This is a genomic window from Ruminococcus sp. Marseille-P328, assembly GCF_964249465.1.
GTDB classification, from domain to species: Bacteria; Bacillota; Clostridia; order Lachnospirales; family Lachnospiraceae; genus Blautia_A; species Blautia_A faecis.
In genome coordinates this window covers 56,861-81,364 of the sequence record NZ_CAXUBQ010000001.1, presented here as the reverse complement: position 1 = coordinate 81,364, position 24,504 = coordinate 56,861, and the positions used below count along the sequence as shown (strand labels likewise).

18 protein-coding genes are annotated in these 24,504 nt (G+C 43.8%); 15 read left to right on the top strand and 3 right to left on the bottom strand.

The window, feature by feature from the left end; translation table 11 throughout:
• Nucleotides 1-39: 39 nt before the first annotated feature.
• The 4 genes from ACESTK_RS00325 to ACESTK_RS00310 all read left to right on the top strand — a co-directional run bounded on the left by ACESTK_RS00325 (nucleotide 40) and on the right by ACESTK_RS00310 (nucleotide 4,705).
• Nucleotides 40-1,011 (top strand): alpha/beta hydrolase, encoded by a 972-nt coding sequence (locus tag ACESTK_RS00325; protein WP_373118138.1) that lies wholly within the window; start codon nucleotides 40-42, stop codon nucleotides 1,009-1,011.
• A gap of 236 nt (nucleotides 1,012-1,247) precedes the next feature.
• A complete protein-coding gene (locus ACESTK_RS00320; RefSeq protein WP_118577803.1) occupies nucleotides 1,248-2,636 on the top strand; it encodes a condensation domain-containing protein in 1,389 nt (462 codons plus the stop codon).
• Between the two features lie 248 nt (nucleotides 2,637-2,884).
• Complete coding sequence (locus ACESTK_RS00315; protein WP_118577685.1) at nucleotides 2,885-3,115, top strand: acyl carrier protein; 231 nt, start codon at nucleotides 2,885-2,887, stop codon at nucleotides 3,113-3,115.
• Between the two features lie 45 nt (nucleotides 3,116-3,160).
• Complete coding sequence (locus tag ACESTK_RS00310) at nucleotides 3,161-4,705, top strand: AMP-binding protein (RefSeq protein WP_118577684.1); 1,545 nt, start codon at nucleotides 3,161-3,163, stop codon at nucleotides 4,703-4,705.
• Nucleotides 4,706-4,813: 108 nt separating this feature from the next.
• Here the strand turns inward: ACESTK_RS00310 and ACESTK_RS00305 are convergent, their stop codons facing one another.
• The 3 genes from ACESTK_RS00305 to ACESTK_RS00295 all read right to left on the bottom strand — a co-directional run bounded on the left by ACESTK_RS00305 (nucleotide 4,814) and on the right by ACESTK_RS00295 (nucleotide 7,614).
• Nucleotides 4,814-5,392: a TetR/AcrR family transcriptional regulator gene (locus ACESTK_RS00305; RefSeq protein WP_118577683.1), complete on the bottom strand. Its 579-nt coding sequence runs from the start codon at nucleotides 5,390-5,392 to the stop codon at nucleotides 4,814-4,816.
• Between the two features lie 101 nt (nucleotides 5,393-5,493).
• Nucleotides 5,494-6,195, bottom strand: a complete 702-nt coding sequence (locus tag ACESTK_RS00300; protein ID WP_373118134.1) for a hypothetical protein — start codon at nucleotides 6,193-6,195, stop codon at nucleotides 5,494-5,496.
• Between the two features lie 411 nt (nucleotides 6,196-6,606).
• Nucleotides 6,607-7,614, bottom strand: coding sequence for a LacI family DNA-binding transcriptional regulator (locus ACESTK_RS00295; protein ID WP_118577680.1), 1,008 nt, complete (start codon nucleotides 7,612-7,614; stop codon nucleotides 6,607-6,609).
• A 336-nt stretch (nucleotides 7,615-7,950) separates the two neighbouring features.
• On the opposite strand from ACESTK_RS00295, the gene ACESTK_RS00290 reads away from it, so the two are divergent.
• The 11 genes from ACESTK_RS00290 to ACESTK_RS00240 all read left to right on the top strand — a co-directional run bounded on the left by ACESTK_RS00290 (nucleotide 7,951) and on the right by ACESTK_RS00240 (nucleotide 24,270).
• Nucleotides 7,951-9,351, top strand: coding sequence for an L-fucose/L-arabinose isomerase family protein (locus ACESTK_RS00290; RefSeq protein WP_373118130.1), 1,401 nt, complete (start codon nucleotides 7,951-7,953; stop codon nucleotides 9,349-9,351).
• Nucleotides 9,352-9,353: 2 nt separating this feature from the next.
• The gene (locus tag ACESTK_RS00285) at nucleotides 9,354-10,187 is read left to right on the top strand and encodes a transketolase (protein WP_173715704.1); all 834 of its coding nucleotides are present in this window, start codon (nucleotides 9,354-9,356) and stop codon (nucleotides 10,185-10,187) included.
• Entirely contained in the window at nucleotides 10,180-11,112 is a 933-nt protein-coding gene (locus ACESTK_RS00280) for a transketolase family protein (protein ID WP_373118127.1), read from the top strand. The genes ACESTK_RS00285 and ACESTK_RS00280 overlap by 8 nt, the downstream gene beginning before the upstream one ends.
• Nucleotides 11,113-11,311: 199 nt before the next feature.
• Nucleotides 11,312-12,787, top strand: coding sequence for a glycerol kinase (locus ACESTK_RS00275; RefSeq protein ID WP_195379580.1), 1,476 nt, complete (start codon nucleotides 11,312-11,314; stop codon nucleotides 12,785-12,787).
• A gap of 308 nt (nucleotides 12,788-13,095) precedes the next feature.
• Entirely contained in the window at nucleotides 13,096-13,761 is a 666-nt protein-coding gene (locus ACESTK_RS00270; RefSeq protein WP_118577675.1) for an aspartate/glutamate racemase family protein, read from the top strand.
• 110 nt (nucleotides 13,762-13,871) lie between these two features.
• Entirely contained in the window at nucleotides 13,872-15,833 is a 1,962-nt protein-coding gene (locus ACESTK_RS00265) for a glycoside hydrolase family 127 protein (RefSeq protein ID WP_373118124.1), read from the top strand.
• A gap of 310 nt (nucleotides 15,834-16,143) precedes the next feature.
• On the top strand, nucleotides 16,144-17,619 hold the full coding sequence (locus ACESTK_RS00260) for a four-carbon acid sugar kinase family protein (protein ID WP_373118121.1): 1,476 nt from the start codon (nucleotides 16,144-16,146) through the stop codon (nucleotides 17,617-17,619).
• 172 nt (nucleotides 17,620-17,791) lie between these two features.
• On the top strand, nucleotides 17,792-18,592 hold the full coding sequence (locus ACESTK_RS00255; protein WP_373118118.1) for a 3-keto-5-aminohexanoate cleavage protein: 801 nt from the start codon (nucleotides 17,792-17,794) through the stop codon (nucleotides 18,590-18,592).
• Nucleotides 18,593-18,752: 160 nt separating this feature from the next.
• Nucleotides 18,753-21,398: a family 78 glycoside hydrolase catalytic domain gene (locus ACESTK_RS00250; RefSeq protein ID WP_373118116.1), complete on the top strand. Its 2,646-nt coding sequence runs from the start codon at nucleotides 18,753-18,755 to the stop codon at nucleotides 21,396-21,398.
• Between the two features lie 33 nt (nucleotides 21,399-21,431).
• The gene (locus ACESTK_RS00245) at nucleotides 21,432-23,165 is read left to right on the top strand and encodes a sensor histidine kinase (protein WP_373118113.1); all 1,734 of its coding nucleotides are present in this window, start codon (nucleotides 21,432-21,434) and stop codon (nucleotides 23,163-23,165) included.
• 34 nt (nucleotides 23,166-23,199) lie between these two features.
• Nucleotides 23,200-24,270 (top strand): response regulator, encoded by a 1,071-nt coding sequence (locus tag ACESTK_RS00240; RefSeq protein ID WP_373118110.1) that lies wholly within the window; start codon nucleotides 23,200-23,202, stop codon nucleotides 24,268-24,270.
• Nucleotides 24,271-24,504 lie beyond the last annotated feature (234 nt).

Sequence of the window (24,504 nt, the reverse complement as noted above, 5' to 3'; positions counted from 1 at the left end):
ACAGGATTCTTATTCAAAATGTGAACTGCGGAGGAAATCATGACGAAGAAAAAAATTATTAAGCTGTTCGCAATACTGGCGGCTGTTTTTCTGGGATCACTGGAGATGGGATGGCGCTTTTTTAACATGGTGGTCTGCTGCAAAAGGGGAGAGCAGAAAAAGGAAAGAAGGAAATGGTTTGAACTGTCTCATATCAGGGAAAATCATCCACAGAACGGTTATGCCAGAGAATATAATGAGAGTAAGGAATGGTGCTTTGAACAGAATATGCAGGACTGTTATATCAAAAGCATTGACGGATTAAAACTGCATGCATTATATCTTCCTGCAGAAGCTGCGAAACGGATCGTCATATTAAGTCATGGATATCGTGGCAGCCGGTTTGGCACGTTGTCTTTTATGGCGAAATATCTGCATGAGCATCAGTGCGATGTCCTGTTTATAGAGCATCGCTGCTGCGGTGACAGCGAGGGAAAATATATTACTTTTGGAGCAAAGGAACAATGGGATGTGCAGCAATGGGCAGTATATATGGCTGAACGAAACAAAGAGAAGCTTCCGATTTACCTGTACGGACAGTCCATGGGTGCAGCTTCTGTGCTGATGGCATCAGGACATACACTTCCACCGGAGGTGAAAGGCCTGATTGCGGACTGTGGTTTTCAGTCTATGGAACGGCAGATGCGTGATATGGCAGCTAACTGGTTCCATCTGCATCATATTCCGTTGCTTCTGATGGAACTGGACTGGTTCTGTTCTCTTCTGGCTGGATTTCATATGAAAGATGCAGACACTACAGAAGCCATGAAAAAAAATAAAAGACCGGTTCTCTTTTTCCATGGAGAGAAGGACACCTATGTATATCCCAATAACTCTTTTCAGAATTATATGCTCTGCAGGGCAGAGAAGGAACTGGTGATCATACCAGGAGCTCGGCATCTGTGCAGTGCCTATGCAGATCCGGAACTGTATCAGCATAAGATGATGGAATTTTTTGAAAAATACGATTAAACGGAAAAAATCCTGACCGGGATTTATCAGACATAGTACATAGCAGGAAATACACCTTTGAATTGTTATGTTAAATGTATGATAAGTCTCGGTCAATTTTTTATAAAGTGTTCATTAAGTCTTCTGGGTACTGGAATTTCCTGAGAAGGTATGATATTTTTTCACCTGAAGCATACATACAATGTTTTCTGTCCCGGATAAAGAGGAAACCCGGGACAATGGAGGTTATCTATTATATGAGAAATTATTATCCTTTGACGGCAGCTCAGAAAATGCATCACAACTGGATTCTGGATTATGGTACACAGCAGGTATCGGGTGTAAGCGTTGTGGCTTCTGTACAGGCAGAACTGGATTTTGGATTATTAAAAAAATGTATTCAGATGGAAACAGAGCGTTCCGGTTGTACCAGAGTCCGTTTTACAAAGCCGGATAAAGATGGAAATGTAAAACAGTATATTGAAAAACAGGACCCACGTGATATTGAGCTGAAGGATCTGTCAGGAATGGAAAGTCTGGCAAAGGCAGATGAGCTGATGCAGCAGTGGGCATATGAAACATTTGACGGAAATAATATTCCGATGTGTGAATTTACCATGCTGAAGCTTCCAGAAGGATACAATGGTTTCTTTTTACATATGGATCACAGACTGATCGATTCCTGTGGACTTGTAGTTATGATCGAAGATTTGTTCCAATTATATACGCATTACAGATATGGAACAGCCTGTCCTCAGGAACTGGCAGATTTTGAAACGGTTCTGAAAAAAGACCTGGCAAAGGCGGGCAATGAAAAGCGTTTTGCAAAAGATAAAAAATTCTGGGATGACCAGCTGGATGCACTGGGTGAGCCGTTATATTCTGATATTCAGGGACCATCCGTATTGGAGGAAGCAAGAAAGCGCCATGGAAATCCGAAGCTTCGTGCTTCTGACATTGAGATGAACGAGCTGTTTGTTGCAGTAAAGGATTATCATCTGGAACCGTATGCGACACAGAACCTGATGGATTTCTGTATGAATCATCAGCTCTCTATGACAAATTTGCTTCTGCTTGGTATCCGTACTTATTTGTCAAAAGTAAATAATGGACAGGAAGATATTACAATTCAGAATTTTATATCCAGACGTTCTACCCATGACGAATGGACTTCCGGAGGAAGCCGAACCATTATGTTTCCATGCAGAACAGTGATCTCACCAGAGACAGATTTTCTTTCGGCAGCTTATGAAATCCAGAATATGCAGAATCGAATTTATATGCACAGCAATTATGACCCGGCATTTATTGTGGATGAGATGAGAAAAAGATATCATATACCGGAGCATACCAGCTATGAAAGCTGCTATCTGACCTATCAGCCAATGCCGGTGAGGGTGGAGAATGAAATGCTTGGAACTATCCGCCAGCATGCCAAATGGTTTGCAAACGGCGCTGCAACCAAGAAAATGTATCTGACCGTATCTCATACCGAGGATGGGGGAATGAACTTTTCCTATCATTATCAGACTGCGCATCTGGAGGAGCATGACATGGAATTGTTGTATTATTATATGATGCGTATTCTTTTTAAAGGAATTGCAGAGCCGGATATGAGCATTGGAGAGATTATGGAACAGGTATAAAGCGTAACAGGTTCCAAAAAGCTTGAAGGAGTAAGAACGGTTAAAGAGAACTTGTCGGCATTGTTTTTATAGAAATCAAGTAACTATTCAGAAGGTAGTATCCCGCGAGGCGTTTTGGCATGTTTTTTGCCAAAATCCCGAGCCATACAAGGCAAAATGCCATCACCGAAGGTGATTTGGAATGCATTTTGACTCGTAACTGTGAGGGTACTGAACAGTTACGAAATCAAAAATCAGGAGGAAATGGAATGAGTCAGGAAATAGAATTTAAAAATATCGTAGCACAGTACAGTAAAGTGAAACCGGAAGAGATGACAGGTGAGATGAGATTCCGTGAAGATCTGGGATTTACTTCCCTGGATTTTATGTCTTTTCTGGGTGAGCTCGAGGATACCTTTGATATTGAACTGGATGAAAACGAAGTGACAAAAATTACAACTCTTGAGGAGGCGCTTAAGCTTCTTGAGGAGCTTCAGTAAGAATCAACAGAGTGTCAGTTCACAGAACAGTGAAGGAGAAAAAATATGCTGATCAGGAATATATTAGAAGAAAGTGTACAGAAATTTGGCGAAGTCAAAGCAGTAAAATGGCTTAACCGAAAAGAAGTTCTGGAGAAAAGTTACAGCGAAATAATGAAAAACGTGATTTCTACCAGAAAAGGACTTCTTGCAGAAGGGTTTGAGGGAAAACATATTGCATTAATCGGAACCAGTTCTGTAGAATGGATCGAAAGCTATCTGGGAATTATTACAGGATGCGCTACAGCGGTGCCGCTGGATGCTGCACTCCCGTGTGAAGAACTGATCGACCTGATAAATCGCTCCGATTCCGAAGCACTCTTCTTAAGTCCGAAACACAGACCATATCTGGAAGCATTTCTTGCAAACTGTCCGAAGCTTCAGAAGGTGTGGATGCTCCAGAAAGAGGTGGAGGATCTGCCTTCAGGAGTGTACAGTATCAATGAGCTGAGAGATATGGGAAAGAGTGCAGCAGAAGATGCTTCCTGTCCGGATGCAGAAGCTATTGCGACTATTATCTTTACTTCCGGAACCACAGGCAAGAGCAAAGGGGTTATGCTGACACAGAATAATCTGGCATCCAACGTTGAGGCAGTTAAGATTTCAGCAGAGCCTGGAACTGCCATGCTCAGTGTACTTCCAATCCATCATGCATTCTGCCTTATCATGGACTGGCTGAAGGGATTTTCTCAGGGGGCAACTATCTGTATCAATGACTCCCTGCTTCATATGGTCAGAAATATGAGCATTTTTAAACCAGATATCATGCTCATGGTTCCGATGATGATTGAGACAATTTATAAGAGACTGGCGGCTGCTGATCCGGAAATCCCGAAGGCGGTTCTTGCAGAAAAAGTATTCGGCGGAAAACTGCAGACGATTTTTACCGGCGGGGCACATCTGGATCCGTACTATATTGACCGTTTTGCAGAATATGGCGTTCAGATACTGGAAGGATATGGCATGTCGGAATGTTCTCCTGTTATCAGTAATAATACACCGGAAAATCATAAACCGGGTTCTATCGGAAAACCACTTGAGAATGTGGAGATAAAGTTTGAAAACGGGGAGATTCTGGTAAAGGGTACAAGTGTTATGAAAGGGTACTATCAGATGCCGGATGAAACAGCAGAAACGCTGAAGGATGGCTGGCTGCATACTGGAGACAAGGGGTATATGGATGAAGATGGATACCTTTTTATTAACGGTCGTGTGAAAAATCTGATCATTCTCTCCAATGGGGAAAATGTATCACCGGAAGAAATCGAGAATAAGCTTGCGCTGAATCCACTTGTTGCGGAAGTGATTGTAACAGGTGAAGAGAATGGTCTGACAGCACGTATCTATCCGGAACAGGCAGTTGTGGAGGCAAAAGCACTGGATACTGAGATGATTCGTTTACAGCTTCAGGCATTTCTGGATGTATACAATAAAAGTCAGCCGACCTATCGTCGTATTACAGGCCTGGTGATCCGGAAAAATCCGTTTATACGTAGTACAACAAAGAAAATCAGGAGACAGGATGTCCTGATTGATGAGCCACAGGCATAAAAAAATCCGTCTGAGTGAATTGCTTAGACGGGTTTTTCTTATGCTTGTTTGAAAGAGTGTTCCCGCAATCTGCACGCCTCATTTTGCGGGAATGCTTTTTCAAACACGTTAGGATAAAAGAGGCAGCATGCCAGTCAGGAAAACCTGAGTCAGAATCTCTGCAATGACTTCTGGTGCAAGATCGAAATGATCCCGGGTCCATTTGTGAAGAACACCGATTGTGCTGCCGATCGCACAGGTGATCACATAAGATATTTCCTCTTTTGTGTGTCTGCCGGGTCTGGCACTGGAGGTAGTAGCGGTGACATAGTGATGAAGCATAGTCAGCATTTTTTCAAAGAGATCATTCCCATGGGGGGTGCTCAGAAGACTGGAAAGGAAAGGATTTTCCATTGTATAGTGGCAAAGTGTCAGAAAATAGGACTGACAGATATCCCGGTCATTTTCAGGATGAAATTTTTCCATTATAGAAAAAACATCCTGGATCGTCTTTTCCTCAACAGCGGATACAAGAGAGGGAATGTCTTGATAATGATTATAAAAAGTGCTTCTCGCGATACCGGCTGTCTTAGTGATATCGGATACTGTGATCTGATCAGGAGTTTTTTTCTTTAGAAGTTTAAAAAAAGCACCCAGGATGGCTTCATCCGCCACAGAATATCTTTCGTCAGGAAATGAATTTTGCATAGTCGCTTCCCTCCCAATATTTTATCAATAAATATAAGGATATGAGTGGCAAAAGACCTTTTGACTCTCATATCATGTATATATGGAAATCTGGAAAATGTTTATTTCTCTATTTCATAGGCAGGAATCAATATACATGCGCAGAAGTTTTCCAATGGCTGGAAACATTTGATAATAAGTTCACGATGAATCCTGGCACTGTAAGTCTTGAGACGACAGCTTCCGCCATTCAAGGCAACATCTGTATATGCGGCAAGGAGCTTCTTATCTCCGTTGGGAAATGCCTGATAAAAAGACTGGTCAAGTATTTCCAGAGTATCCATGCCTTCCAGAAGAAGCATTTCTTTATTGCAATAGCGGAAAACGAAGTCAATTCCAGTTCCGTTTTTATTAAAAATCAGTTCGATTACACAAAAAGCAATGGGCATATCATCTAATACAGAAAAACGCGTACGAATATTTGGAGATAAAGTCTTGGCAGGATCCTGATGCAAAGATTTGTTCAGAAATTTGTGAGTGGCCGCGCCACGCTTACGTCCTTCCAGACGTACGCCATCCTTCATATGATAGGTGCAGTTCTCAATATGATCAATCTGTCCTCTGGAAACCACGGTGCCCTTATTTATGGAAATATAATCATAAGGTATAAGAATTTCATATAAATCTTTGACTGTGATAAAAGTTTTCACAACTCGTCTATCGGTCATATAAATACAGGTCTTATTCTCCTGCCTGAGCAGATATTTGATATTACTGATATGGATATTGTTTTTCCTTAAAAATTTCATGATTTTTTCATCCATATAAATATCCCTCCGGTTATTAGTGTAAGGTAGAAGATGTCAGGTTACTATATTTCTGACATTGCTATCTGCAGATAATGAAATAAGTATACCATAAACGTAAAGATTTTACCAGTGTAATTGGGTAAAATATAAGGCTGCATGATCTGTATGCATCGTGATTTGTTTTGGGCGAAAAGAGCGCAGAAAATCCGGTTTTTTCAGATGAAAAAATGCACGGATATTATAATTGAAAAGCAAATTTGTGATAATTTCACAATAAAAGACGGTATTTTCGAAAATAATTTCGAAGTGGATAAATATATCATAAATACAGTGAAAAAACAGGAATTTTAGTATCAAATATTTCTGCAATAAGTAATAAAAAAGGTATCACAACCGGAAATGAAAGGTTGCGATACCTTTTTTACGTCAAACTGAAAATCGTTTCACCAGATTTGCCGAAACTTCAATTTTACAGGTATGCTGCCGGGGTTCGTTTATTTGAGAGAGAAGCTCTCTGGCGGCAACCTGTCCCATATAATGACGAGGGATGCTGATACTGGTAAGGGAGGGGTCGATAATGCGTCCCTCAGAGATATTGTCGAAGCCTACAATTGCCACCTGCTCCGGCACCTTGTAGCCTCTGAGACGCAAGGCCTTGATGGTTCCGATTGCAATCAGGTCATTGTCCGCAAAATAACAGTCTGCCAGAGTATCTCCCCTGTCAATAATTGCAAGCATATCTGCCATTGCTCCATCAATGGTTGGAGAAAGCTGGTGGATAATACAGCGGGAACGGGACATTCCGTTATCATGGACAGCATGATAAAATCCCTCCAGGCGCTCTGAAAAGTTGCGGAGAGGATAAGCAGACTGCAGGTATCCAGGCTGCTTCATTCTCCGGCTGATCAGATAATCGGTAGCCAGATAAGCTCCCTGACGGTTATTGGGAACAACATAATTACAGTTAAGGTTTTCAAAATAGGCGTCTAGGATCACCACCGGAAAAGGAAGCTTCAGGAAAGGCCGGACCATTTCTTCCCGCATTTCAGTACCAAACAAAATAATTCCAACGCAGTCAGTAGTTCTTAAATCCCCCAGATAATGCTCCAGATTATCCCGCTTTTCATAAAATGTGATTACTTTCAGTTTATAATTATCTTTTTGCACTACGGATTCCATACCCTCCACCATAGCATCAAAAATAGGAGAATAGGACATGATGGCATTATGGGAACGATAGCTTACCGCGTAAATGCTTCCGGCTTTATTTTTCTTTAGAGAAAGTTTGGTAAAGTCGTAGCCGTATTTTTCCGCAGCTTCTACCACCAGCCGGCGGGTTTCCGTGCTGACTCCGGGCTTATTATTCAGCGCCATGGAGACGGCAGTCTGTGAAAGATTCAGTTTTCTGGCCAGTTCTTTAGCAGTAATGGACATTTGCGGCACCTCCCGGAGTGGTATTTAGTAAAGTATCTGCTGTTTAGGGCAGAAAGTTGGTTTTCTGTGGAAACTGTTCATATTTCTTTGGCAGAAATTTTTTCTGTTGTATATATTGTACTTCTTAATTGAAAAATAAACAATATATTTGTGAAAAATAAAGCGGAAATAAAGTCAAAAATACTTTATTTTTTATTGGAATAAAGCTGAAGGAGACCTATACTAGAGCTATAAAGAAAAGCAAACAGAATATCTGGGTAAGTAATAAAGAAAAAGATTTTACAGCTAAGAAAAACCAAAAGAAAATAATAAATATAAACAAGGAGGAATACCAGAATGGCAAAGATCAAAATCGGCTACGCGCCAACCAGACGAAGCATTTTCAGTGCACCGGACGCAGTTAAGTATCGTGGACTTACTGCAGACAGATTAAGAGAGTTAGGAATTGATTTTGTAGATATCACAGATGTAAATGATGAGGGGCTTCTTTATGATGAGGCAGGCCGTATCAAGATTGCAGAGAAATTCAAAAAAGAGAAAATCGACGGACTTTTCCTTCCACACTGCAACTTCGGAACTGAGTTTGAATGTGCAAGACTTGCAAAAGAGTTAAATGTACCGGTTCTCCTGTGGGGACCTCTTGATGAGAGACCAGACGAGAACGGTGTCCGTCTTCGTGATACACAGTGCGGACTTTTTGCAACAGGTAAAGTCCTCAGAAGATTCCGCGTTCCATTTACATACATGACAAATTGCAGACTGAATGATCCGGTATTCGAGCGTGGCCTTCGTGATTTCATGGCTGTCTGTAATGTAGTAAAAACCTTCCGCAACATGAGAATTCTTCAGATTTCCACAAGACCATACGAGTTCTGGTCCACCATGTGCAACGAGGGTGAACTTCTTGAGAAATTCAACATCCAGCTGACCCCAATCCCAATGCCAGAGCTGACAGATGAGATGAAGAAAGCAAAAGCAGAAGGAACAGAGGTTGCAAAGGTTGTTGAGTACTGCCGCCAGAACATGGAAATCTGCATTAAAGATAATGAACTTGAGAATGTAGCAGCCTTGAAAGTTGCCATGAAGAACCTGATCGAGAAATACGGCTGCCAGGCAGCTGCAATCCAGTGCTGGAACCAGCTGCAGAGCGAGATCGGAATTATGCCGTGTGCAGCAAACGCACTTCTCAATGAAGAGGGAATTCCGGTTGTATGTGAGACAGATATTCACGGTGCAATTACCGCTCTTCTTGTTGAGGCAGCAGCACTTGATGACACAAGAAGCTTCTTTGCAGACTGGACCATCCGCCATCCTGACATTGAAAACGGCGAGCTCCTTCAGCACTGCGGACCATGGCCGATCTCTGTTGCAAGAGAGACACCGAAGCTTACTTATCCGCTGGCATTCAGCCATCCGGGAAGCATTACAGCAGAAGCAAAGCATGGCGAAGTGACATTGGCACGTTTCGACGGTGATAACGGAGAATACTCCATGCTCCTTGGAAAAGCAAAAGGCGTTGACGGACCGAAAGGTATGGGAACTTATCTCTGGGTTGAGGTTGAGAACATCAAACGTCTGGAAGCCAAGATTGTAGAAGGACCATACATCCATCACTGTGTAGGTATCCATAAAGATGTAGTTCCGGTACTTTACGAGGCATGCAAATACATGGGAATCACTCCTGATTTATATGATCCTATTGAAGAAGATGTGAAAGCATATTTAAGAGGTGAATGAGAATGGAAAATTTAAAGGCAAAATCTTTTGACTTGAGAAAAGATACTGTAGATATTATCGTTGCCGGAAAGGGCGGTCATATCGGCGGCGACATGAGTGTGATCGATACTTTGATGAGCCTGTATTTCTGCCAGATGAACATTTCTCCGGAAAACATGGATGACCCGAATCGCGACCGTTTCGTACTCAGCAAAGGTCATTCTGTAGAGGCTTACTACGCTGTACTTGCAGCAAAGGGCTTTCTGGACCTGGAAGATATTAAAGCACATTTTTCAAAATTTGGCTCCAAATATATCGGACACCCGAACAATAAGCTTCCTGGAATCGAGATGAACTCCGGTTCTCTGGGACATGGACTTCCTGTATGCGTAGGCATGGCTCTTGCAGGCAAAAAAGACAACAGAGATTACCGTGTTTACACCGTAATGGGTGACGGTGAGCTGGCAGAGGGGTCTGTATGGGAAGGCTTCATGGCAGGACATCAGTACAAATTGGACAACCTTTGTGCAGTAATTGACCGTAACCGTCTTCAGATTTCCGGAAATACAGAGGACGTTATGGGACATGATGATCTCCATGAGCGTATCCGTTCTTTCGGATGGCATGTGATCGATGTAAAAGACGGAAACGATATTGACCAGTTAAATGCTGCTTTTGAAGAAGCAAAAACTGTAAAAGGCAAACCAACAGCTGTAATTGCCAACACTGTAAAAGGCTGCGGCTCTTCCGTAATGGAGAACAAGGCAAACTGGCATCACAAGGTTCCGACTCAGGAAGAATATGATCAGATCATCGCGGATTTTGCAGCAAGAAAGGAGGCCGCTCTTCATGAATAAAATTCCAAACAGACAGGCCATCTGTGAAGTACTGATGGACAAGGCAAAAGACGATAAAGATATTATGGTGCTTTGCAGCGATTCCAGAGGATCCGCTTCCATGACACCATTTGCAGATAATTTCCCGGATCAGTTTATTGAGACCGGTATTGCAGAGCAGAATCTGGTAAGTATTTCCGCAGGTCTTGCAAAATGTGGAAAGAAACCATTTGCATGCTCACCAGCTTGCTTCTTATCCACAAGAAGCTACGAGCAGGCCAAGGTTGATGTGGCATACTCCAATACAAATGTTACTCTTATCGGTATCAGCGGTGGCATCAGCTACGGCGCACTTGGAATGAGCCATCATTCTGCACAGGATATCGCAGCTATGTCCGCAATCCCGAATATGAGAGTTTACCTTCCAAGCGACCGTCATCAGACAAAGCATCTGCTCGAGGCTCTGTTGAAGGATGAGAAACCATCTTACATCCGTGTTGGAAGAAATCCGGTTGAGGATATTTATACAGAAGATAACTGCCCATTTGAAATGGACAAGGCAACTGTTCTGAAAGAAGGAACAGATGTGGCAATCATTGCCTGCGGCGAGATGGTGCGCCCAGCATTTGCAGCAGCCAAATTACTGGAGGAGCAGGGCATTTCCGCAACTGTACTGGATATGTACTGCGTGAAACCGCTTGACGCTGAAGGTGTTGTAAAAGCTGCCAAGAATGCAAAGGCAGTGATCACGGTAGAAGAGCACGCACCATTTGGCGGACTTGGCTCCATGGTTGCACAGGTTGTTGGTGCAGAATGCCCGAGAAAAGTGCTGAACATGGCTCTTCCGGATGCTCCGGTTATCACAGGTACCTCACAGGAAGTATTTGATTACTATGGATTAAATGCTGAGGGTATTGCGAAGAAGGCTGTGGAAGCTCTGAAATAAAAATCAAATAAGAAACAAATTTAAGCGTGACTGACAGACTGCGTGGATGCAGAACCAGGATGCTGCTTAGAAGTGCTGCCCGATTGGGCGTGCTTCTGAGCAGTCTGGTCAGGCACGCTTATTATTTAGTTACAAAACAGACTTAAGGTACAGAGATATTGATTTTAGAGAATATAAAAGTTTTAAGAGGATAGTAAACATGGCAAAATATATTATTAGTATTGATCAGAGTACCCAGGGTACCAAGGCGCTCCTTTTCGATGAGACAGGAAGCATTATGCGCCGTACTGACCGCCCTCACAGGCAGATCATCAATGAAAAGGGCTGGGTTTCCCATGATCCAGAGGAAATTTACAGCAATGTTCTGGAGGTTGTGAAAGAACTTCTGGAGGGGGTAGAGAAGGAATATGTAGTTGGGCTGGGAATCAGTAACCAGCGTGAAACTTCTCTTGCATGGAACCGCGTCACCGGTAAGCCTTACGGAAATGCAGTTGTATGGCAGTGCGCCCGTGCCGTGGATATTTGTGCACGTGTGGAAAAGGCTGGCGCAGCAGAGCTGATCCGCCAGAAAACAGGAATGAATCTTTCCCCTTATTTTCCGGCTTCCAAGATCGCATGGCTTCTGGAAAATGAAGAGGGCGCAAAAGCGGCGGCAGAGCGTCATGAAATCTGCCATGGCACTATTGACAGCTGGCTGGTTTACAAGCTGACAGGGGGCAAAGAATACAGAACCGATTATTCCAATGCTTCCAGAACACAGCTTTTCAATATTTTTGATCTGAAATGGGATGAAGAAATTTGCGGATTATTTGGTATTGATCCGGCAAATATGGCAGAGGTTACGGATTCCGATGCCTGCTTCGGCGAAACGGATTTCGAGGGACTTCTTCCTCATAAGATTCCAATCCATGGCGTAATGGGCGATTCCCACGGCTCTCTTTTTGGACAGGGATGTTTGCAGCCTGGTATGATCAAATCCACTTATGGAACCGGTTCTTCTATTATGATGAATATTGGGGAGAAGCCGATTCTCAGTACTCATGGGGTTGTTACTTCTCTTGCGTGGAAAATCGGCGGCAAGGTTAACTATGTGCTTGAAGGCAATCTGAACTATACAGGCGCTGTGATTACCTGGCTGAAGGACGATCTTCAGATCATTTCTTCTCCTGGAGAAACCGGTAAACTGGCGAAAGAAGCCATTCAGGAGGACAGCCTGTATCTGGTTCCTGCATTCAGCGGTCTTGGCGCTCCTTACTGGGACAGCGAGGCGAGAGCTTCTGTTGTAGGCATGAGCCGTACTACCCGCAAGGCTGAGTTTGTAAGAGCGGCACTTGAATGTATTGCCTATCAAATTACAGATGTTGTACAGGCTATGTCTGAGGACGCTGGTGTTCCGGTGAAGGAGCTTCGCGTAGATGGCGGTCCGACTCGAAACGACTATCTGATGCAGTTCCAGAGCAATATTGCAGATGCCGGAGTTCTGGTCCCGGATTCCGAGGAGCTTTCCGCTATTGGACCGGCCTATGCGGCAGGATTGCAGCTTGGTGTCTGGGATGAAAGTATTTTTGGAAAATTAAACCGCGTGTCCTATAAACCGGATATGGAAGTGGAAAAACGTGAGCAGAAGTATGCAGGATGGAAGAAAGCAGTTGCTTCTGTGATTACAAACAAATAAATTTATTTAAGGGTACAATCAGGAGGGGCAGCGCGGTTAGAAACTACGCCGTCCCTTTTTGTCTGTATGGTGGCTGCATCGCTAAATAAATGTGACACTAAATAAAGAAATTGGACTTGACGGTGGAGGCCCTGTAATCGTAAAATTTTTGTATAAACTATAAAAGGATGGAGTGGGTTTTGATACTTTAATAGGGCAAAATTCACAAGTGAAAATGCAAAGCCAGGGAGAAAGTTTCCGGAGCTTTGTGAAAACGCAGAGCGTATTTGAAAAGGCTCTATACTGGTTAAGAGAAGGAGAACAGGGAAATGAAATTAGGAATTGTTTATACAAGTACCACACCAGAGCTGATTGAGTGTGTAAATGAAGAAATCAAAAAAAATCTTGGCGATGCACCGGAAATCCTGAATTATCAGGATCCGTCTATTCTGGCAGAAGTAAGAGAGCATGGATATGTAACAGCAGGCGCAGCAGCCCGTCTTGTAGGAATGTATATGCAGGCTGTTTCTGACGGCGCAGATGCGGTTTTGAACTGCTGCTCTTCTGTTGGCGAAGTCGCAGATGCGGCTCAGGATATTGGCCGTTATACAGGTATTCCGATTGTCCGTATTGATGAGGAGATGTGCCGCGAGGCAGCCCGCCTTGGCAAGAGAGTGGGCGTTCTGGCTACATTGCCTACCACCCTGGAACCAACTAAGAATACAGTTTCCCGTGTGGCAAGAGAGATGAATCGCCATGTAGAGCTGGTGGATGGCCTGGTAGATGCTTTTGGTGCAGACCAGGATAAATTTAAGGCACTTCTTTGCGGAAAAGCTGCTGAGATCGCAGACCAGGTAGACGTAATTCTTCTGGCACAGGGCTCTATGGCCTATGCAGAGGATGCAATCCACGAGAAGATCGGCAAACCGGTACTTTCCAGCCCGCGCTTTGGAGCACAGGCACTTGCAGCAGCATTGAAAGCGAAAGGCTTATAAAGAATAATATATGGAATATCGCGGAGCAGCTGACTTTCCTATATGGTGATGTCGCTGATAGGCGACATGTCCGTTTAATCAGAATATGAAATTACAGAAGGAGAATAATCATGCTGACAGATACAACCAGATCCCCCTACGCGAAGGTTCATGCCCTGGATGGAATGAAAGTAAAGTGGACCGGCGGTCTTTGGAAAGAACGCTTTGACACTTGCGCAAACAGTACCGTGCCTCAGCTGAAGCACATGTTTGACAGTAAAGATATCAGTCATGTAGTAGAGAATTTTAAGATCTGTGCCGGCGATGCAGAGGGAGATTTTGACGGAACCGTTTTTGGAGACGGAGATTTCTATAAATGGATGGAGTCTGCCATCTATACTGCTTACCAGACAGATAATCAGCTGCTGAAGGAAGAAATTGAGAATTATATAGACCTGATCGGCAGAGCACAGCAGCCGGATGGTTATCTTTCCACAAAGCAGATCATCGGGGAGAGAACCGGGAATGGTGTCTCAAGAATGGGCGATATCAATGATTTTGAGGTTTATAACTTCGGCCACATGTTTACTGCAGCGTGTGTGCACAAGCGGATTACCGGAAAGGAGAATTTCCTTGCAATCGCGGCCAGAACTGCAGATTATCTGGAGCATCTTTACGAAGAGGCAGAGCGTACCGGCGAGGTACAGACCGCAGTCTGCCCCTCTCATTATATGGGGCTTGTGGAGATGTACCGCACCACCGGTGATGAGCGCTATCTGAAGCTTGCAAAGCAGGCAATCGCTCTTCGCGACAGTGTAAAAAATGGTATGGATGATAACCAGGATAAGATTCCGCTGAAGCAGCATGAAAAGATTCTGGGACATGCTGTACGTGCAAACTATCTCTATGCAGGTGTGGCTGACCTTTGCCTGGAAGAGGAAGATCCGGATTATATGGAGGTTCTCCACAAGGTATGGAGAAGTCTTGTGGATAAAAAGCTTTATATCACAGGTGGATGTGGAGCATTGTATAACGGTGCCTCCCCCTATGGATACTTTTTTGACCATCAGCTTGTGCATCAGGCTTATGGTTATGAATATCAGCTTCCGAATATCACGGCATATAATGAGACCTGTGCATCTCTGGGCGGCGTTTTCTGGGCGTACCGCATGTTCCAGCTGGAGCCAAAGGCAGAGTACTTTGACATTCTGGAACGAATGATGTTAAATACCAACCTGGCTGCACTGAGTCTGGATGGTAAGAGATTTTTCTATGAAAACATGTTAAGACGTGCCAAAAAGCTTGATTACAAGCTGATCTGGCCGCTTACCAGAAGCGAATATATTCTCAGCTACTGCTGTCCGCCCAACCTGGCAAGAACCATTGCACAGTCTAGTGAATATGCATATCTGACATCTGATAACAGCGTATGGACTGGTATGTACGGTGCAAGTGAGGCGCAGGTGAAGCTGGAAAATGGTGGAGAATTTACACTTGTGCAGTCTACAGATTATCCATTTGACGGAACAATCCGTTTCACAGCAAAAGATGTGAAAGTAAATGCTCCGGTTCATTTAAGACTGCGCGTTCCGGGATGGTCAGCGGGCGGTTCCATTAAGGGCGCTGGTGCAGACCGTGAACTGACGAAAGAGGATGCTGGAACTTACCTTGATATTCTGGTGGAAGATCCTCAGAATATGGATGTGCAGCTGAGTCTGGATATGAAGGTTCGCTATACTGTTGCAAACAATATGGTGGAAGAAACTGTGGGACAGGCTGCAATCGAGCGGGGACCATTGGTATACTGCTGCGAGAGTGTGGATACCCATGCGGCGGATCTGGATGATGTTTACCTGGATCTGAATGCAGAGTTTACTCCTGTGGAGTTTGAAATCCAGGGAAGAAGAATGATGGCTCTTGAAACTGAGGAATATGCCATTGACCGCTCTGAATTTGACAGAAATGCGCTTTATCAGCCGTTGAAATATCATGGCATGAGCAGAAAGCATGTACGTCTGATTCCGTATTATGCATGGGATAACCGTGATTATGGAGAAATGAGGATCTGGTTCCCTGTCGCATATACCGTATAACAAATTGAGTGTTACTGTTCACTGGTAACATTCCGCGAGGTGTTTTTTGTGAACAAAGTTCACAGAAAACCCGAGAGTTAAGTTTGCGCAGCAAACGCTACTTCTTGTGCTTGTCACAAGAAGGTTCGTCCTTCTGTGCATCGCGAAGCGTGTTACTGTGAACGGAGTGAACAGTAACAATTGAGTTATCACAACCTGGGATATGAATGTAAAAAATCCTGCCGTGCAGAATCCGATGGCGGTGGAATAGCAAATGTCACTCAATTTCTTATTATACTTTGAACGAACAGAATGGAGAGCTATAGAAATTATGGAATGTAAAGTAATTCCTTTCCATACCGTCGAGGAGAGAAGCAAAACAGATGCCGACAAAGCAGAAGCCCTTCTTTCCCAGGCAATGGAAGGTTTTCATAAAAAATTAGTAGTGCTGGATGATGATCCTACAGGTGTGCAGACCGTTCATGATGTGTCTGTTTATACGGACTGGGAGGAAGAATCCATCCGCAAGGGCTTTGAGGAAAAAGAATCCATGTTTTTTATCCTCACCAATTCCCGCAGCTTTTCCGTGGAAGAGACCACAAAGGTACACCAGGATATTGCCGCACGTGTTGCAAAGGTGGCAGGGGAACTGGGACAGGATTTCATGATCATTTCCCGTGGAGATTCCACTTTAAGAGGTCATTATCCGTTGGAAACACAGCTTCTGGCGGAAGGTCTGGCTGACGGGAATACAGCCGGACCAGAGAAAACGGCAGCAGACAATGGAGCTTCTGCAGGGAGCACAGCTGTTGACGGTGAGATCATCTGCCCGTTTTTTCCAGAAGGCGGCCGCTACACAATGGACAATATCCATTATGTAAAAGAGCAGGACAACCTGGTTCCAGCCGGTATGACGGAATTTGCCAGGGACAAAACCTTCGGCTACAAATCCTCGGATCTTACGGAATACGTCGAGGAAAAAACAGAAGGAAAGTATCATAAAGAGGACTGTATCACCATTTCCCTGGACGAGCTGAATGCTCTGGATGTGCAGGGAATCAAGGAGAAGCTGATGTCCGCACAGAATATGGCGAAAATTATCGTCAATGCAGTATCTTATGCAGATTTGAAAGTTTTCAGCGCAGCACTGGTGCTTGCAATGAAAGAAGGAAAGCATTACATGGCAAGAACAGCAGCAGCTTTCACCAAAGTAATGGGAAGGATTTCTGACCAGCCTCTTCTTGGAAGAGAGCAGTTGGAGGGTGACACGAAGAACGGAGGAATCGTTCTGATCGGTTCCCATGTAAAGAAGACCACAGACCAGCTGAACTGTCTGAAAGAACTGGACGGACAGGCTGATTTTATGGAATTTCAGGTAAATACCGTATTCGAAGAAAATGGTCTGGAGAAAGAGGTAGAGAGAACGGTGAAGGCAGCAGAGGAGAAAATCCTGTCTGGACGAACCGTTGTAATTTATACAAGCAGACAGCTTCTTGCGCCGGAGAATATGACTCCGGAGGAGAAACTGCAGATTTCTGTAAAGATTTCCAACGCAGTGACCAGTATTATCGGAAAGTTTTCTGTGAAGCCGAAATTTATCATTGCAAAAGGCGGAATCACTTCATCTGACGTAGGAACGAAAGCACTTCGGGTAAAGAAAGCCCGTGTTATGGGACAGGTGAAGAAGGGAATCCCGGTATGGATGACCGGCGAAGAAAGCAAATTCCCTGGAATGCCATACATTATTTTCCCGGGAAATGTGGGTGAAGTAAGTACGTTGAAGGAAATTGTAGAGGAATTGATCTGAAAAATAGCATGATTGCAGGTCTTCGTTTACGCGAGTGGCAAATTTCAATTACGTAAGAGTTTTAATGACATAACAAGTAAATTTTTAGTCTGTTTTGAACAGCTTACGGAGACTCTGTATGTTAGGAAGATGTCTATTAGAAAGAGGTTCGCTTAAATAGGAGGTTTACATAATGAAAAAAGTAATTATATCCCTGGCACCTGTACAGGCAGGAACCAGTGTGGATGCAGTAAAGCTTGCAGAGGATGTAGAGAAAAGCGTAAAACTTGGTGCTGCTATGTGTCACCTTCACTGCCGTAAACCAGACGGAAGCCTTACACCTGACATTTCTTATATGTCTGAGTGTTTTGATGAGATTCTGAAACGGACAGATGTGGTAGTTCAGGCGTCTACAGGCGGTGTTTCGGATATGAATATCCAGGAACGCTGCAATCCGCTTGATTATCCCAAGGTAGAGAGCGCATCTCTCAATGGCGGAAGTACAAACCTTGGCGAAGCAGTTTATATTAATTCTTTTGATGATATCCGCTACTGCGCAGACGCTGTTTATAAGAGAGGAATCCTTCCGGAAACAGAAGTTTTTGATATTGGAATGTTACATAATATGGCAGTGGTAAAATCTGAGCAGCCATTTGCGGATCCAATGCTGTTTAACCTGGTATTTGGTCACAAAGGCGGCATGCAGCCTACTCCGGAGATGCTGGCAGCTTTCCGTTCCTTTGTTCCATCTGATGCACTTTGGGGCGTTACACACTTTGGACGTGATAACTGGACATTCCTGGCCGCTGCAATTGCTATGGGAGCAACGGTAGTACGAGTTGGTTTTGAAGACAGCCACTATCTGGCAGAAGGTGTAGATGCCGAGTACAACTGGCAGGTGGTTGAGAAACTGGTAAATCTGATCCGCGCTATGGGTCTGGAGCCAGCGACTCCGGATGAGGCAAGACAGATGTTGAATCTGAGAAAACGCTAAAATACGATTTAAAAATATAAAGTGTTGGATCGTAATTATTCAGTAGATGTTATTCTGCGAAGTGTGTGACCATGAAGGTACTGAACAGTTACGATATACCAAAGAAATATATGTCAGAAAGGATGGGTTAAAACAAATGTTGGCAATCAAGAAAATATATATGGATTATGAAACAGCCCCGGTTGGTGTTTCCCATATGCCCCAGTTTGCCTGGGAGCTTGTAAGCGATAAGAAAAATGTAAAACAGAAATCCTACGAACTTCAGATTGCAAAAGACGCTGATTTTACAGATCTGATCTATAACAGCGGAAAAACAGAGTCTGAGGAATCTGCACATGTTTATGCAGAAGGTGCTTCACTGGAGAGCGGCAAGCGCTATTTTGTCCGTGCAAAAGCCAGTGATGATCAGGAAGAAACGGACTGGAGCGAAACCGCATCCTTTGTAACTGCCCTTGCAGGAAAAAATGGTGAGTGGGAGGAAGGCGCACCAGCATGGAAAGCTCCTTTTGTATCCGCCGAAACTGACGATTCCTATAAGAACGTTTCCAAAGGAACCTATGTAAGAGGAACCTTTGAAATCAAAAAAGATATAAAAGAAGCCTATGCCTTTACCACAGCCCTTGGCCTGTATCAGTTTTACCTGAATGGCAAAAAAGTTGGTGAGGACGAGATGACACCGGGCTGGACATCCTATAGAAGACATCTCCTCTATCAGACCTATGATGTAACGGAATATCTGCAGAAGGGCATTAACGGTGCCGGAGCAATGCTGGCTCCAGGCTGGTATAAAGGAGTTATGGGACTGACAAAGGCCCGCAACAACTATGGTGATCAGACGGCTTTTACTATGGAACTTCTGATTCGCTACACCGATGGAACAACAGAATCTGTTTATACGGATCCATCATGGAAAGGCTGCGATTCACCGGTGGTATTTGCAGAAATCTATGATGGTGAGACTTATGATGCAGCCCTTGAGATTCCGGACTGGTCAAAGGCAGAAACCACAAAAGGCGACTGGAAGCCGGTTCAGCTTGTATTCTTTGATACACAGGTTATGCGTGCGCAGTACGCTGCAAAGGTTCGTGTAATGGATCGTATTCCTGCAAAACGTATTTTCAAAACACCGGCAGGAGATACGGTTATTGATTTTGCCCAGAATATGGCAGGACGAATTGAAGTAACTGCAGCAGGAAAACCGGGCGATGTGATCGAGCTTCACTGCTTCGAGGTTCTGGATAAAGATGGAAATGTATATCTGGATAACCTTCGTGCAGCCAAGGCAACGATGAAATATACTTTTGCAAGGGAAGAGACAGTTACCTGGCATCCGACCTTTACGTACATGGGATTTCAGTATGCGCTGATTGTTTCCTATCCAGGTGAGCCGAAAGCTGAGAATTTCACAGCCTGCACCCTTCACTCCAACATGGCTTCAAACGGAAGTCTGGAGTGTTCGAATCCGCTGCTGAACCAGCTGCATCACAATTTCCTGTGGGGACTGAAGAGTAATTTCCTTGATGTACCTACAGACTGCCCGCAGCGTGATGAGCGCCTGGGCTGGACTGGTGATGCGCAGATTTTCTGCCGTACAGCCACTTATCTGATGAATACCTATACGTTCTATAAGAAATGGCTCCATGATCTGGAGGTTGATCAGACACCAGAGGGCGGTGTACCACATGTTGTTCCGAATATTGAGGAAGGCCGTACAGATGGAAACTGGCTTCTCCGCCAGGGACCTCACTCTGCAGCAGCCTGGGCTGATGCGGCCATCATCAATCCATGGACCATGTATCTGATGTATGGGGATAAAGATATTCTGAAAAAACAGTACAACAGCATGAAGGGATGGATTGACTTCATGCGTGCCCATGCTGTTGATTATATCTGGAACTATAAGCTGCAGTTTGGCGATTGGGTAGCTCTTGATGCAGAAGAAGGCAGCTACTTTGGAGCCACACCAAACGATCTGACCTGTACTGCCTATTATGCATACTCTACCGGACTTTTTGTCCAGATGGCGAAAGCCCTTGGAAAAGAGGATGTGGCAGCAGAGTATGAGGAGCTTTATCATAAGATCGTAAAGAAATTCCAGGAGACCTTCTTCGACGCAGAAGGAAATATGACAGCACAGACACAGACCGCACATATTGTGGCACTGTATTTCCAGCTGACTCCTGAGAAATATATCACAAAAACGGTAGAAGGTCTGAAACGCCTTCTGGACAAAGAAAACGGTCATCTGGTTACCGGATTTGTGGGAACTCCGTATTTCTGCCATGCACTAAGTCAGAACCACGCTCTGAAGGAAGCCTATGACCTGCTTCTGAAGGAAGACTTCCCATCCTGGCTGTATCAGGTGAAAAAAGGTGCCACTACGATCTGGGAGCACTGGGATGGCATGAAGGATGACGGAAGCATGTGGAGTGCAGATATGAACTCCTTTAACCATTATGCTTATGGGGCTATTGGTGAGTGGATGTACCGTGCAATGGCCGGAATTGAAGCGGATTCGGAACATCCGGGCTTTAAACATGCGATACTCTATCCGCGCATTGGTGGAAATCTGAAGTACACTGCAGGAAAATATCATAGCATTTATGGTGATGTTGGTGTAAAATGGGAAGTCCAGGGAAAACAGATTACTTTAACTGTTCAGATTCCGGTAAATACAACAGCAGAGATCCGTCTGGATAAGGCGAAAGCTGTTCTGGAAAGCGATGGACTGACATTTACCAGGGAAGCAGACTATATGGCTGCCGAAGCGGGAAGCGGTACATACCATATCGCATTTGAACAGTAATCATAACGCAAAATGCGAAAGGGTGATGAGAATATGGAAAAGAAAAAGGAACCTTCAGGAATACAGAAAGCGTGGAGACAGCTGAGTATTCAGAATCAGATTTTTTTATCCATGTTTCTTATCACCCTTTTGGGTGTGGGCGTTTTGATGAATATTGTATACAAAACCTCTATTGATGCGATTGAACAGAATTACAGGGCATCTTATCAGTCTACACTGAAGAATTCCAGCCGCGTTATGGATATGAATCTGAAGAACATTGTAGACGTAGGGCGAAGCTTTCTGAATGATGAAGCTCTTCAGCAGATTTTGGAAAAAGGCAATGAATACGGAGGCAGCAAGTTTACGTCCACAGACCGTGTGAAGCTTCGTGTGATTGCAAATGAAATGGCAAGTCAGCAGGTGTGGGTGAATTATATAGTATTTACGGATCTTTATGGTCATGTGTATCAGCTGAACAATGTGAACCAGGGTACTTATGATTTCTATAATTATTATAGTGATAAGGATATTCTGGAAGAAAGCTGGGTGAAACAGGCAAAGGCTGCGCAGGGAAAGGAAATTTTTTTCCGTGACAGTATTTTAAAAGCAGGAACAAAGAAAGGATTTTCTTATGCGAAATATATGATCAATCCCTCTGATGGACAGGGAATGGGCTATATGGTGGTGGGACTGAGCCGGAAGCTGTTGGGAAAATCCTTTGTTATGGGCAATGAAAGCTTTGATTCCAGTAACTTTATGGTTGTAGATGAGGATGATCAGCTGGTTTATTTTGTGGGAAATGAGGAAAGGGAGAATGCAATTATGCAATCCTATTCTAATCCGGGAGAGAACCATCTGTATCTGTTTTCTTCTGTCACCAATTCTACTACAGGCTGGCATATTGTAAACGTAGTGGAGAAAAATGAGATCAGTGAAGAGAGCAAAAATATCCGTCTGACCTCGTTTCTGGTAGCCGGCTGTGTTCTTGTAGTGGGCTTTCTCATGGCACGAATCATTTCCAGAACCATCAGCCATCCTCTGAAGCAGCTGGAAAATACCATTGCACAGGTTGGGGAAGGAGAGCGTCACATTACAGAAGAGTTTGACTACAGTGAAGTTGGCCGGATTGGACGGAAATTCAAGGAAATGGTCAATACGAACCTGGAGCTTTCCGAGCATCTTATGGCGGTGAAGCTGAATGAACGGGAAGCAGAGCTGCTTTTGCTTCAGTCCCAGATCAATCCCCATTTTCTTTATAATACACTGGATTCCCTGTACTTTGTTGCAATCATGCATGGGGATGACCAGATGGCAGAAATGGTAGAAGCACTTTCTGATAACTTTAAGCTGGCGCTGAATAATGGAAGCAAATATATTAAAGTTGCGGATTCTGTGAAATGGATGCAGGGCTATATGAAGCTTCAGAATATGCGCTACAATAATCGTTTTGAACTGTTCGTGGATATCAGAAGGGAAATTCTTCAGCGTGAAACGATTACCTTTATTTTTCAGCCATTTATTGAAAATGCCATGTATCACGGTCTGGAGCCGAAGATTGGAAAAGGAAAGATTTCCCTTCGCGGCTGGCAGGAGCAGAATAATATGATTTTCACTATTGAAGATGATGGTGTGGGAATTGACGATATGTCCAGACTGGAGAACGGTTATGGAGTGCGCAATGTAATAGAGCGTATAAAGTTGAATTACGGGGAAAAATACGGCGTAACATTTGAAAGCAGTCCAGGCAATGGAACGAAGGTAACGATTGTGGTTCCGGTAAGATAAGGGATAGGGAAATGCAGATACAAGGAGGATTTTCATGTATCGCTTAGTGGTAATTGATGATGAATATATAGTTGTGCAGGGAATTAAGGCTTTAATTTCCCGCCTGAAGCTGGATTATGAGGTAGTAGGGGCTGCTTATGACGGAATCCAGGGACTGGAAGTGATCCGAAGTGAGAAACCGGATGTAGTAATTACGGATATCCGAATTCCGGGGCTGGATGGTCTGTCTGTGATCGAGGCGGCGAAGGAAGAATGTCCGGATACATATTTTATTGTGATCAGTGGCTATTCTGAATTTGTGTATGCGCAGAGGGCGCTTACTCTTGGCGTAAAAGATTATATTGATAAGCCGGTTACAGCAGACAAACTGAAAAAAGCCCTTACCAGAATTGAAGATGAATGGGCGAAGACTCGTCATGAGGATAATCGTAAGGCACAGGCTAATCGCGAGAAATTTCAGGAATTGGAAAGAACTTTTGAGAGAAGTGTAAAATGTATTACAGACTGTGATGCTGCAGCATTTCGGGAAGAATGCCGGCAGGCAATCAGATGCCTGCAGGAACTTTACCCGGAGTTGCAGGATTTTCGCAGGGAATTTTACAAGCATCTCTGTGTGCTCAGCGATGTACTGATCGAAAGTCAGAAGCAGGTGGAACGAGGGTCCCTTGTCTCTTTTCAGGAGATGGCAAAATGTCAGAGCATAGAAGCAGTACAGGCCTATGGAAAAAGCGTTCTGTCTGATATCAGCAAGCATCTGACCGCAGACCAGACCGGAAGCAAACACAGAGTTATCCTGGAACTTCTTACTTATCTGGATGAGCATTATGATCAGGATATCGGACTTAGTGAGCTTGCAGACAGAGCCGGAATGAGCACGGCTTACTTAAGTGTTCTTTTTAAAACAGAGGTTGGCACATCTTATGTGAAATATCTGACGGATCTTCGCATAAAAAAGGCGAAGAAGCTGTTGCAGGATGGATATAAGGTTAATGAAGTCAGTGAAATGGTGGGATATAATAATTACAGATATTTCTGTGATATTTTTAAAAAACACGAGGGCATGACTCCCAATGAGTATAAGGGAAACGTGTGGAAAGCAGAATGATAAAAACAGGATTTGCAAAAATGCACATATTCAAATTGCTGAATATGTGCATTTTATATATTTGGCACAATTGAATGCCTGAACAGGTAGAATTTTTTATAAAAAACAGTCTAAAAAAACTGTACATTACCAAAAAAATTAGGCACTGGTAAAAAAACAGAACAATGGTATTATATAACCATAAGATATTTCCCGGGGATACAAAGAAACAAATTAAACGTGACCGAAAAGTAA